This window comes from Caldithrix sp. (assembly GCF_056497305.1).
The window spans coordinates 1-13,806 of record NZ_JBSMDE010000083.1 but is presented as its reverse complement, the minus strand read 5'-3'; the positions used below and the strand labels follow the sequence as shown (position 1 = coordinate 13,806).

Below are 13,806 nucleotides of genomic sequence, written 5' to 3'. Positions count from 1 at the left end.
GCCTGTGCCCACGTGTCATTCTGATCCCGATTCATCGGGATGAAGAATCCCTTACACCGGCTTAAAAAGTTCCCCCTCTCCCGGTTTTCGGGGAGAGGGGGCCAGTGGGGGAGGGCTGGTGCCGCTCTGCGGGAGAAAGACCAGTAGAGCCGGAACTAAATACGGGCGTTTAAATGAGGAAAATCAAATTTTGGAAAATCCTTCAGAAAAAACTTTTGAGTAAAATAGCGTAAATCGTAAAATTAAAATTCAGGGAGATTCATTGAAGCGCTTAAAAACAGGAAGCCTGTTATTTTTATTGATCATATTCTTGCTGGCCTTAGCCTGTCAGCATAAAATAGAGCAACCTAAAGAGATCATTCTGGTTAAGGTTGGCCCTAAAACCATCTCCAAAAACGAATTTATCCGTAGGGCTGAGATGACCATTCGGCCTCCCTACTGCCGGACCAACTACAATATCGATAAAAAAATTATTTTGAATTCACTTATTGCCGAGAAACTGCTGGCTCTGGAAGCGGGTGAGGACAACGACTTTATCAATGATCCATTGATTCAAAAACATCTGCAGGGCCGAAAAGAGCAGGCCATGCGCCAGTGGTTGTATTATGAAAAAGCCAGCAAAAAGGTGAAAATTGATTCCAGTGAAGTGATCAAATATTTTGCCTGGGCTGACAGACATTACAACATTTCCTATGTAAATTTGCAGGACAGCGCGTTGGCCTGGCAATTGTTCAATGAAGCTGCCAAAGATACCACCCAATTTGAAGAAATTTTACAGCGCAATATCGGGCTCACCAGGCTACCACACAGAAAAATTCAATACAGCAGCACAGAGCCGGACCCCGTGCTCGATGCTTTATTTACCAGGCGTATCCTGAAAGGGGAAGTTCTGCCCCCGATTAAAGTGGGCAAAAATGATTATCTGCTGATCAAAGTCGATGGATGGAGGCGGTATCCGATCATTACGCAAAGCCAGGCCGATCAAACATGGTTTAATATTTCTGAAAATTTAACAAAAAGAAAAGCTGAAAAGTATTTTGCTCAATACGTGCGTCAGGTGATGAAAGGGAAGTCCATCGTGTTCGATCGCAATAACTTTTTACACCTGACGGAGTTGCTCGGTCCGGTCTACATAAAAACCCCAGAGGAAAAAAAACAAGAATTAAAAAAACTCTATTGGAATAAAGGGGAAATTGAAGATAAGTTCAGCGAGGTCGAGCCCAGGCTAAAAGAAATGAAAGACGCGCCTGTCTTTAAAGTGAATGGCAAAACTTACACGGTTGGTAATTTAATGGAGTTTATGGCCACCCATCCTCTGGTTTTTCGAACAAAAGGTTTTCCAGCAAGGCGGTTTGCGCAGCAATTGCAGTTCGCCATCATGGATTTACTTAGAGATCGTGAATTGACCAGAATTGCCTATCAGGAAGGGTTTGACAGGATCAACGTTGTGCAGCGCAATTACCAAATGTGGAAGGACAGTTTTAATGCCTATTATTACAAAAAACAGTTGATGAAAAAGTGGGGCATCGCCGATACTACCTTTCAAAAACGGATGATTCCTGTGCTGCAAGATTATTTCAATCCATACATTGACAGCCTGCAAGCAAAATACAGCGATGTAATTGCTGTTAACACAAAAGAATTTAACAAGATCAAGCTAACGCGAATAGATATGGTGGCTACGTACACTAATTTACCCTATACCCTGGTTGTGCCTCCTTTTCCTACGGTTACCACAGACAACCGCCTGGATTATGGAAGAAAAATGAATGTTCAGGCCGGTCAGGCACAAAAATAATCCGTGTGCGCAGTTTAAAACCCTGGTAAATGGAAAGGCAAGAATTGTTATTGTTTACGGCTGTAAGAGATGTTAGCAGTCTTCTTCCTGAAAAATTGAAAAAGCCATCGATGACTATGTACAAAGAGGGAGTAAAAAATCATGTTACGCTATTTATCGGTTTTCATTTTTTTGTTTTTCGTTAATATTTCGGCTCAATCGACATCTTCAAAAATATTTGAACAAAACTTCATCCATTTTGGGGGCGGAATTCAGACTGATCCCGATTCCATCGTGGAAAGAGACAACGGTCGGATTATTGCTCGTCAAGTTACTCTGCCGCAATTCAGCAATCCCGTAAAAATTGTGGCCCATTTGATCGTCGATTCCAATGGCGATCCCTGGGATCGGGCTGGTTCGATCATGCTGGAAATTCCTGGAAGACCGAACGTAGAAATTTTAAAATTTATTACCGGCTTTGGCGGACATTCGGACCTGACTCTGGATGTTAGCGATCTGGCACCTCTTTTACAGGGTGAGCGAACCATTTTGGCTTTTGTTGATACCTGGGTGGCCAATGGTTGGGTGGTCGATTTTGAACTCCTTTATTCTGAGGACGATTCCATGCAAAATCCGAATTGGGCGCAGAGTACTTTGTATTCCTGGGGCTTAACGCGGGCATCTGTGGCTGCCGATTCGCCGGATGTGGAGGTGCATATTCCCGAAAGCCGGGAGAGAATTATGTTGACCTATTACACCTCGGGTCATGCCTATCGCGGGTCTGGTGGCGATGAATTTGTGACAAAAGATAATGTGATTGCTGTAGATGGTCAGGAAATATTGCGCTTTAGACCCTGGCGAGACGATTGTCGGAATTTTAGAGATCGCAATCCACAATCTGGACGCTGGGGGGATACCTGGTCTTCGGACCTGTCTCGCAGCGGCTGGTGTCCGGGCGATATTGTGTACCCGGTTATTCTCGATGTTACCAATCAATTGCCAGGTGGCCTTCATAATATATCGTACTGGATTGAAAATATCCGGCCCGTAGAAAGCGATGGTAATGGCGGATATTGGCGCGTCTCTTCCTATTTGAGCGGCTGGGGAGACATTGCTTCCTGGAAGCCAACCAAAATCTTGCTAAGCGCACCCGGTGATCGTGTGTTTCAGACCAATCAAAACATTGCCTTGCGTCTGGATCTGGTGGACGAAACAGGGTTGCCGGTACCTCAAAGCGACAGCTGGATCGAACTCCGTTGTGCGGAGCAAAATGCCCTGTTCTCGCTGGATCAACAGACCTGGCAAAATCCTCTGAAATTGCATGTAAAAGATGGGGTAGCCCAGGTCTGGTTTACAGCCTCTGACAATGGAGAATTTCTCATCCAGGCCAGCGATGTGAACCAGATTCTCCCACCTGCCGAGCCGGTCGTTGTGGCCGTGAATAATTTTGAACCCGGTGAGGATGAATTAAATCTGGCGTTGAATTACGAATCGGTGACAGCCGATTGCTACTGCAACACAAATGAAAAACCAGAAAAGGCGGTCGATGGTTCTCTGCAGACCAAATGGTGCTGTAACAACGGGGGAAACGATTGGCTGACCATTACGTTTGCCGATACGCAGCAGGTGAATTACTTCATCGTTCGCCACGCAGGAGCTGGTAAGGCGCCCGAGGGAGATCCTGGCCATGGCGACAATCCTTCGCAAAATACCAGAGCCTTTCAGATTCAGATTCCGGATTCCGCAAACCAGTGGAAATCTCTGGTTACCGTAAACAACAATCCACAAACTGAAGAAGGAAACGTAACCTACCATGCCCTGCCAGAAGCAGTAAGGACAAAACAGGTGCGCCTGCTGGTGACCGATCAGGGTTCTGATAATGCCAGCCGAATTTATGAATTTGAAATGTACCATCGCGATTTGACAGCCATAGATTTTAAACAATGGGGGCGCAGTCGTTTACCGGAAAAATATGTTGTCTATCCGAATTATCCCAATCCCTTTAACGGACAAACCACCATCCGCATCTTCGTTCCCGAATTTACGACTGTAGAAGCCGATATTTTTGATGTTCAGGGAAAGCACATCAAAAATCTGATCAATGGCAGGTTGCCCAGGGGCTTTCATGTTTTTCGCTGGGACGGTACCAACGACAGCGGTACGCAGGTGGCCAGCGCTGTCTATTTTTTGAATATTCGTTTTACAGCGCCCGATGCCCCCAGTTTGGTGAAGTGGCGTAAATTGGTTTTGAGTAAATAGCTTTGAGACGACCTGGATAAGTCAAGACCACTGAATGCCATCGGAAAAGCTATTGGCTTCTATTTAAAACACACAACATTAATTCATGTTAGGAGGTAAATTTCGTGGATTTTTATTAAACTACCATGGATTAATGATTAAAAATTTTGGAATTAAAGCCGATGATGGTTGCAATATCAGGATTAGTTTTGTATTTTTTTTAAATATGAACAAACTATAAAAATTACGTTAATTTATTGAGAATAAGGAGAAAGATGTATGAAACGTCGTTTGTTTTTACAGAATACGTTTTTAACGGCTTTGAGTGGTACGTTCCTGAAAGGCAAGTTGTTAAAAGCAGCTCCCCATTCCTTTTATGCTCCTAAAGGGAAAGTAGTAGTCGTTTCCAGTGCAAACGGTTTGCGGGCTACACAAAAGGCAGCCAAAATGATGCTCGAGGGAGCGGATGCCCTTGATGCCGTGATTGCCGGGGTAAACATTGTAGAAGAAGACCCTAACGACCATTCGGTTGGTTATGGGGGGTTGCCTAATGAAGAAGGCGTTGTAGAACTCGATTCCTGTGTGATGCACGGGCCTACGCACAATGCCGGCGCCGTTGCCGCTTTAAGAAATATCAAAACCCCATCCAGGGTAGCCAGGCTGGTTATGGAACGAACAGACCATGTACTGCTGGTTGGAGAGGGCGCTTTAAAATTCGCCCGGGCCCATGGATTTAAAGAAGAGGATTTATTAACCGATGAAGCCCGCACCATCTGGCTCTACTGGAAAGAAAGCCTGAGTGATAAAGACGATTGGTTTTTGCCTCCCATGGAAAAAATCCCGGAAAAATACCGCAAAATGTTTAACATTACGGGAACCATTACCTGTCTGGGGCTGGATTTGCAGGGCAATATCTCTGGCGTTACCACGACCAGCGGCCTGGCTTTTAAAATTCCAGGTCGCGTGGGAGATAGCCCCATTATTGGCGCGGGCCTGTATGTGGACAACGAGGTTGGGGCTGCCGGTTCAACCGGCCGGGGCGAAGAAAATCTTAAAAATTTGTCCAGCTATCAGGTGGTGGAATTCATGCGACAGGGCTATTCCCCTGAAGAGGCTTGCAAAAAAGTTCTTAAACGCGTTATTGACCACGCAAAATTGCCAAATCTGAAAAATAAAAAAGGGCTGCCCGATTTCAATCTTAAAATGTATGCGCTGAACAAAGAAGGCGAATTCGGGGCCGCTTCCATTTACGGCCCAGCCGATTTTGCCGTGTTTGATGGCAAAGAAAATAAAAAATATCAATGCGCTTATTTTTACGAATGGAAAGACATGAAATAGAGGTCATTATGCAAACAGGTGATATTCGACTAATCAAAGATATTAATGCCCGGCTGGTGTTAAATTTAATCCGGGAAAATAAAGTGATTTCCGGGGCTGAACTGGCTAAAATAACGGGCATGCGCCCTTCGACCATCTCCAATATTTTAAAAGAACTCAAAGCTAAAAATTTAATCGTCAATCTGGGCAAGGGCGAATCGACCGATAAAGGAGGAAAACGCCCTTACCTGTGGGGATTGAATCAGGATGCCGCTTATGTGGTAGGCGTTGACGTGGAATTGGGGGAAATTACCACAGTGGTGCTAAAGCTTAATGGCGAGAGTGTGTACCAGAATGTCTTTAAAACCAAAAAAACAAATGAGGTTAAAGAGATTATTAACCAGGTAGAACAAACGGTGCAGGAAACTCTGAGCAAAGCGCGCATTAAAAAAGATGATGTATTGGGGATGGGTGTGGCTGTGGCCGGCGTTGTCGATGCTCAGAATGGCATTGTCATGGAAACCGATATCACCCAACAATTGAATATTCCACTTAAATCGATGTTAGCCAAAAAATTCCCTTACCCTATTGTTGTGGAAAATAATGCTAATGCAGCGGCCATTGGAGCAAAATGGGTTGGGTCGGCACAGGATGCCAGGAATTTTATCATCGTTCTGGTGGAATGGGATTGCAATGTGGGCGGAATGGGAATCGGACTGGTGCTTAACGGTGAATTGTACCATGGAGCAAATTTTTGCGCCGGGGAATTAAACGTTCATCTGCCCAATTTGACTACGGTTATTAACTCGTTGCGCAATCGCCTGCACGAAGGAATGATATTAAAAAAATATGCAGACAATCTGGACAAACTGGATATCTACAAAGTGATTGACGCAGCCCAGGAAGGGGATTCTGTAGCCAGGATGTGTTTTAATATTCTGGGGCATCACATCGGACAGAATATTGCGCCGGCAATTGGTTTGATCAACCCGGAAAAACTGGTGATCGCCGGAGATATTTCGGAGCTCGGGCCGGTTGTTGTAGAACCCATTAACAAAGAAATCGAAATGATTACTTTAAATCTTGTGCATGCCAATCTGGAGGTTACCACCAGCATGCACGGGCGTTATTCCGTTGCCATGGGGGCGGCTTCCTTAATATTGAATGAGTTTTTTAAGGTGGTTCTGATCAAAAAGAGTGATATCGTTCCGCTCTGATCTTCGAGAACGCATTTATTGCATTTTGCTGATGCATCATTCAGGTCAGATTTTTGGGGAACTGTTCTGGTCTTGATTGAGAAGTTGCAACCCTATGTTGGGACTTCGATTAAGCTTAAACAGGTTTCTAAGGCAGTAAAAACATTTCCTCAGGGATTTAATAACCACGGAGAACACCCGTCTGGACGGCTATCCAGCCGGTTGGAGCGAAGCGGAAATCCCGATTCTCGGGGACAGGCCCGTCAGTCTGGCAAAGCGCAGCCTGACAGGTCTGGCCGCCGGTTGGAGCGCAGCGGAAATCCCGATCCTCGGGGACAGGCCCGTCTGGACGGCTATCCAGCCGGTTGGAGCGAAGCGGAAATCCCGATTCTCGGGGACAGGCCCGTCTGGCCGTGGCAGCCGGACAGGCAAAGAAGTAATTTAAATTAAAAATTACGAATTATTTTTTTAAGAAGGGGGGGCAGGATGTGGGAACGAACAAGGTGCAGCCCCAGACCTGTTTATTCTGGCCACGAATTTTTAATAGAGCTACTCTAAAAAGGGCGATTTGTCAGTTCAAATCCCGCCAGGCGGGGTGGAAATTTTGACCTACAATTAAAACAATCTTTCATTAAAGGTCTTTTTATTGAAGGATTAGGAAATATTTTTTGGAGTGGAATGGTGGATTTAATTTAAATTTTAGAATATTTTTCTTGAAAACAAACAAATAAATAAATATATTGTTCTTGCTTTCAATGCAGTATTGAATTGGAGAAGCTGTTTGATGGATTTTGGACATTTTAGTAAAGATGGCAAAGAATTTATTATTGAAAATGTGGAAACCCCCACCCCATGGATTAATTACCTGCAGAATGGCAACTATTTCGCCTTGATTTCTAATAATGGAGGCGGCTTTTCCTATATTAAAAGCCCGTTGCACGGCCGGATTACGCGCTATCGAATTAATGACGTGCCGCCGGACCGACCCGGGAAATATATTTATCTAAAGGACCTGGACACCGGGGAATACTGGAGCTTAACCTGGCAACCGGTAGGCAAATTTCGTGAAAAATATCGTGTTATTCATGGATTTGGTTATACACGGGCAGAAAGTAGAGTAAACGACATTCAGAGCAAGGTTACCTACTTTGTGCCCCTTAAAGAGACTCTCGAAATATGGGCTGTCAGGTTAAAAAATAATTCCAATAAAAAACGACGTCTGGCGATTATCGGCTATGTGGAATTTGCATTAGGACATGCCTTGATCGATTTAATCAATCAGTGTGATGACCAACATTTTAATCGCGTTTATTTTGATAAAGACCTCAACACCCTATTTGCTACCAAAACCTATTGGGTCACGCAGAATAGCTCTACACAATTCCAGGAAAACAAAGAGTGGGATCAATGGGCTTTTTTTACTGTAAATCATCCTGTGTTAAAATATGAAACCTCGCGGGAAAATTTTCTGGGTTTTTATTCCAATGAATCCCATCCCCAGGCCATTGTCAATGATCAATTCAGTTCTCAAGATAGGGATTTCGGTAATGTGGTTGGAGCCCTGTATACGGAACTGGAACTGCAACCCGGGCAAAAGGAACGGCTTCATTTTCTGCTGGGAGTGATTCCCAAAACGGATTTTGAACAAAAAAAAGAAAACATTCTGAAAATATATCAGGATCGTACCTGGGTTGATATGACTCTGAATCAAGTGAAACAATCATGGCAGTCCTTTTTTAAACACACCCAAGTGTATTCTCCGGACCCGGAGTTTAACATTTTTATGAACTATTGGACGCCTTACCAGGCAAAGGTGGCTTTTGAGGTAGGACGCGTAGCCAGCTTTTACTACTGGGGCATTGCCCGAGGTTATGGTTTCAGAGATACCGCTCAGGACACCATCGCAATTACCATGGCCTATCCGCAACGGGCCAGAAAACGCATCTATCTACTGGCCAGGCAGATGTTTAAGGACGGCCGCGTTTACCATCACTTTTATGGTGATGGAAATGGAGAGACTACCGAACATTGTGACGATCCGGTTTGGTTTATTTTAGCGGTGACCAATTATACCAAAGAAACGGGTGATTTTAACATTCTTCTGCACAGAGAAAAGTTCGTTGATACAGAAGAACGATTTACTATCCTTGATCACATGATGGCGGTACTGCATTTTATTAAACGCAATCTTGGTAAACATGGGCTACCTCTTTTTGGTCGAGGCGACTGGAATGATACACTGGATTACATTGGCGGCAATGATGGTGGTGAGAGTGTATGGGGAGCTATGTTCTATATCGCCCTTTTAAAGGAATTAAAGGAATTATTGGACCATCTGAATCTGAAGCAAAATAGCAAGGAAACAGCCCTACTGATTAAACAATTGACAGAGAGCGTTGAAAAACATTGCTGGGACGGAGAATGGTACTTGAGGGCTTTTGGAGACAATGGCACAAAAATAGGATCAAAATCCTGTGAATTCGGACAGATCTTTTTAAATACCCAGAGCTGGGCGGTTATTGCCCAATTACCCGATTCCGAACGACTTCAAAAAGCTTTAAATACTGTTAAGGATCGGCTTGATTCGGAAGAAGGCCCCAAAATTTGTGCTCCGGCCTTTCGCAAAATTAATCCCAAAATTGGCCTTGTCACACGATGCGTAGCTGGTAAAAAAGAAAATGCAGCCGTTTTTTGCCATCCCACTGCCTGGTTGATTATGGCCGAATGTATGATGGGAAATGGGGATCGTGCTTATTATTATTACAAAAAGTTGTTGCCATCACGCATTCCATCTCACATTTTTAAAACTGAGCCCTATGTTTATCCTCAATACATTACCAGTGATGAGCATGATTCTACAGCCGGACAGGCCAGCCATTCCTGGCAAACAGGCACAGCCGCCTGGATGTATCGTGTGGTTTACGATTATTTATTGGGCGTTCGCCCTACCTATCGTGGTTTACTGATTGACCCAGTATTACCATCGGAATGGGACGAAGTTAAGGTTGTGCGCCGGTTTCGGGAGGTGGATTACCATATCTACCTAAAACGAACGGAGTATTTGCAAAAAAAAAGAATAATCATTAAAATTGATAACCAACCTATTAAGGGCAACGTGTTACCGGTTTTCACTGGAAGAAAGAAGAAGGTAGAAGTCGAAGTATTTATCATGGATTGAAAAAACTTCTTGACAATTACATTCTTAATTAATATTTTAGAGAAAGTTTTTAGTGAAAATGAACTAAAGAAGGTGGCATTAAAATAGTTATCATGAAAGGAGGTGAAAAGAGAAAAAGATAATATGTTTTTTATCTCAATTAATTAACCACAAGTCCATTAATTATGGGAGGACAGTATGAGCAAATTTGCTTCAATCTTGTTTATCTTAACCCTTTTCGTCGCCTTCTCTTTTGCCCAGACACTGGGTACAAAAGTAGACGAAACAACCGCTGATTGGATGCATTACTACGACAACCTCAACCAATTCATCTATGTTGATCCCGGTACAAAAAAAGTCCACATCACCTACAACTGGAGCGACCAGCATCCGGATTCAGTAGATGCTATTATGGCTCGTTATCAGAATGTAACCGATGGCGTTATTACAGACATTCGTGGTCGTGCCGGTAATGGAAACATTGGCATGGGAGCCGATGGCGCTCTGTTGATTTCTGTAACCGATCCGGTGATTGCCTGGGGTTATTACGGCTGGTGGGGCCTGGGCTGCTTCCTTTACAAGGAGACGGCGCCCGGTTCTGCGCAGTTCGATTCTTTAAACTTTTTTAGCGCCGATTTAGGTCACAGCAATCCGGCTGAGTTGCTGACCTCGCGTTTCATCGTGGATGAGGCTGGTGTTATTCACTGGATTGCTTACGATGGCTGGGGCCAGGGCTGGACCTACCTGAACTCGGATGACGGTGGTATCAGTTTCAACGAACCGGTCTTCTTTGGTAACAAAAATACGCCTGGTTTTCAGTCCATGAGATTCCCGGTTTACTTCGATCCTTTTGGCGGACGAGTTGCTGCCGGCCCCGGTGGCCTGGTTGCTCTGGTTGGTCAGGATCAAGGACGTGACGTGTATGTTGCTGAATCATTTGACTATGGTCAAACCTGGCCAGATAACACGCCAAATGTCGGCGACAGTACTTTGACTTATGATGTGACCGGTTTTGGTCCATTGCTGGCGCCGGATTCGGTCAATGCCCGTCCCAATCAGTTTAATGATGCCCTGTATGACAAGGACGGTAATCTGCACGTCGTTTTTGAAGCCACATTCTGGTTCGATACGGCTCAGGTTTACACCCAACGCAATCCATATCCGGGTTATCTGAATGGCGATGGCATGCACGGCGACACCGTTCTCTACTATGGCGGTGTGTATCGTGAACGATTAATGCACTGGAGCCCGACTTCCGGATTACAGGTGGCCGCTTATTCCATCGCTCCAACAAATCAGCCAACCTTAGGTTGGGAATATCGTAATTTGACCTGCCGGAGCCGTGGGAGCAACATTCATGCTCCGACATTGGCTTACGATGCTGAAAATAATAAACTCTACTTAGGTTGGATCCAGGGCTCTGATGCCTGGGCGGATTGGGTAGAAGATCGTTATTTAGGTTACACGGATATTTACGCCGCCATGTACGATATCGATACCGGTGTCTGGACACCTCCAATGAATTTAACCGGAACCCCAAATTTTGATGAAAGAAACCTGGTGTTCAATAAACAGGTTATCGACGGTAAAATTTACATGTTCTTTACAGGCGATGAAAAACCGGGCATCAATGTCTGGTGGTGGCCTGGAGAAAAAGTAGGAGTTTATGTTTACGAAATGCCGGTCAGTAAATTCGCTCAGGGCGAAACACCCGGCCAGATGGTTGACGAAACCACCGCTGACTGGATGCACTATTATGACAATCTGAATCAGTTTATTTATGTCGATCCTTCTAATAAAAAAGTGCACATTACCTACAACTGGAGTGATCAGCATCCGGATTCAGTGGATGCTATTATGGCTCGTTATCAGAATGTAACCGATGGCATTAATACCGATTTGCGCGGACGCGCAGGTAATGGCAACATTGGTATGGGCGCCGATGGCTCCCTGCTTATTTCCGTTACCGATCCGGTGATTGCCTGGGGTTACTATGGCTGGTGGGGCCTGGGCTGCTTCCTGTACAAAGAAACGGCACCTGGTTCTGCGCAGTTCGATTCTCTGAACTTCTTTAGCGCTGATTTGGGTCATAGCAATCCGGCTGAACTACTAACATCTCGCTTTGTTGTAGATGAAGCCGGTGTGATTCACTGGATCGCTTATGATGGTTGGGGACAGGGCTGGACCTACCTGAACTCGGATGATGGCGGCATCAGTTTTAATGAACCAGTCTTCTTTGGCAACAAGAACACACCTGGATTCCAGTCTATGAGATTTCCGGTTTACTTTGATCCATTTGGCGGTAGCGTAGCTGCAGGTCCTGGTGGATTGGTAGCGCTGGTCGGCCAGGATCAGGGCCGTGATGTCTTTGTTGCCGAATCCTTTGATTATGGTCAGACCTGGCCCGATAACACACCGGGTGTAGGCGACAGCACTTTGACTTACGATGTAACCGGTTTTGGCGAACTGCTGGCACCAGACTCCATCAATGCCCGTCCTAACCAGTTCAATGCAGCAATGTATGACAAAGACGGTAACCTGCACGTCGTGTTTGAAGCCACTTTCTGGATGGATACGGCCGAAGTCTATCATCAACGGAATCCATATCCGGGATATGGCACAGGCGAAACCCTGTATTTTGGCGGTGATATGAAAGAACGTCTGTTGCACTGGAGCGCCAGTACTGGCGTACAGGTTGTTGCTTACTCACTGGCTGGCAGCACAGGTGATTTAGGTTGGGAATACCGCAACCTGACCTGCCGTAGCCGCGGTACTAACATTCATGCCCCAACTATGGCCTACGATGCAGATAATAATATGTTCTACATCGGCTGGACTCAGGGCTATGAAATGTGGGGTGAAACGTACGAAGATGGACGTTTCCTGGGCTACACCGACCTGTTTGCGGTTGCCTATGATGTGACCAATAATAAGTTCAGTAAACCGTACAACATCACTAAAACCGCCAACCGTGACGAAAGAAATCTGGTCTTTAACAAACAGGTTATCGATGGTAAAATCTACATGTTCTTTACTGGAGATGACAAACCAGGTATTAATGTCTGGTGGTGGCCTGGCGATAAGGTAGGTGTCTATGTCAACACGTTGCCGACTTCGGTATTTGACTTCTCTACCGCTATTGACCAGGGTAGCGAAGCCGTGGTAACCAAGTTCGATCTGGCTCAGAACTATCCAAACCCATTCAACCCGACTACTACTATTGAATACGCCTTACCTAAAGCCAGTCATGTAACCTTGACCATTTACAATATGTTGGGTCAAAAGGTTAAAACCCTGGTTAATGGCGTAATGCAGCCAGGTAAACATCAGGTTGTCTGGAATGCTACCAATGAAGCCGGCGCCAAAGTTTCTTCCGGTGTTTATTTCTACCGTCTGGAAGGTGATTTTGGAGTCAAAGTGAAAAAGATGATTCTGGTGAAATAGTTTTTCCATCCATTCCAGATTAGAGGGGTAGTCCTGAAAAGGGCTATCCCTTTTTTAGTTAAAACAAGGTGGCCTGCTTAATAAACAGTGTATTAGAATACTTCCTTCAAAACTTATAATCCCGCTTAGCGGGATGCGAAAATTTTTTTGTTAAAGATCCTAACCCCCCGGCCCCCTTCTCTTTTTTAATAAAGGGAAGGGGGAGCGACTTGTGCCGCTTTGCTGCCTTAGAGTACTTCCTTAGTAAGATATTGCGCATTAGCGTGCGAATTTTTTTCCTATCTTTGACAGTAAATGGCTAAATCCTGATTTTTCAAAATGACTTAACATATTATTTATTAACAGTTTATAGATTTCAAAAATCCAGAATCTGGACAAAGTGTAGGGACAACTATTTCTCGTATTCTTCTGTGAGCGAATCTCGTATTTTCTCTTATTAATCCAATGTACCTAATATGGTAATATATTAATAATTTAATATGTTACTATTTATTTATCGGCCACAAAATATTCATATTTTTCTTTTCTATTTTTATTAAAAAAACTTGAATAGTAGGGAGAATATTATTATATTTGCAATAGCTGTTCTGAAATTCGAGGTGTGTGGTATGCATCTTAAAACAAAAAAAGTTAAAGGCCGCGAATATCTCTCCATCGTTCAAAGTTATCGTGAAAAT

The 13,806-nt window shown here is 44.4% G+C and carries 7 protein-coding genes; all 7 read left to right on the top strand.

Translation table 11 applies throughout. The features are described 5' to 3' along the window. Window positions 1–262: 262 nt before the first annotated feature. The 7 genes from ACWB0I_RS07270 to ACWB0I_RS07240 all read left to right on the top strand — a co-directional run bounded on the left by ACWB0I_RS07270 (window position 263) and on the right by ACWB0I_RS07240 (window position 13,129). Window positions 263–1,798, top strand: a complete 1,536-nt coding sequence (locus ACWB0I_RS07270; RefSeq protein WP_479387391.1) for a hypothetical protein — start codon at window positions 263–265, stop codon at window positions 1,796–1,798. 141 nt (window positions 1,799–1,939) lie between these two features. Beyond that, entirely contained in the window at window positions 1,940–4,036 is a 2,097-nt protein-coding gene (locus tag ACWB0I_RS07265) for a peptide-N-glycosidase F-related protein (protein WP_479387390.1), read from the top strand. A 258-nt stretch (window positions 4,037–4,294) separates the two neighbouring features. Beyond that, window positions 4,295–5,353: a glycosylasparaginase gene (locus ACWB0I_RS07260; protein WP_479387389.1), complete on the top strand. Its 1,059-nt coding sequence runs from the start codon at window positions 4,295–4,297 to the stop codon at window positions 5,351–5,353. An 8-nt stretch (window positions 5,354–5,361) separates the two neighbouring features. Further along, the gene (locus ACWB0I_RS07255) at window positions 5,362–6,549 is read left to right on the top strand and encodes an ROK family transcriptional regulator (RefSeq protein ID WP_479387388.1); all 1,188 of its coding nucleotides are present in this window, start codon (window positions 5,362–5,364) and stop codon (window positions 6,547–6,549) included. Window positions 6,550–6,621: 72 nt separating this feature from the next. Next, window positions 6,622–6,978: a hypothetical protein gene (locus ACWB0I_RS07250; protein ID WP_479387387.1), complete on the top strand. Its 357-nt coding sequence runs from the start codon at window positions 6,622–6,624 to the stop codon at window positions 6,976–6,978. Between the two features lie 334 nt (window positions 6,979–7,312). Then, window positions 7,313–9,706 (top strand): GH36-type glycosyl hydrolase domain-containing protein, encoded by a 2,394-nt coding sequence (locus ACWB0I_RS07245; protein WP_479387386.1) that lies wholly within the window; start codon window positions 7,313–7,315, stop codon window positions 9,704–9,706. Window positions 9,707–9,883: 177 nt separating this feature from the next. Further along, a complete protein-coding gene (locus tag ACWB0I_RS07240; RefSeq protein WP_479387385.1) occupies window positions 9,884–13,129 on the top strand; it encodes a T9SS type A sorting domain-containing protein in 3,246 nt (1,081 codons plus the stop codon). The last annotated feature ends 677 nt before the right edge of the window (window positions 13,130–13,806 follow it).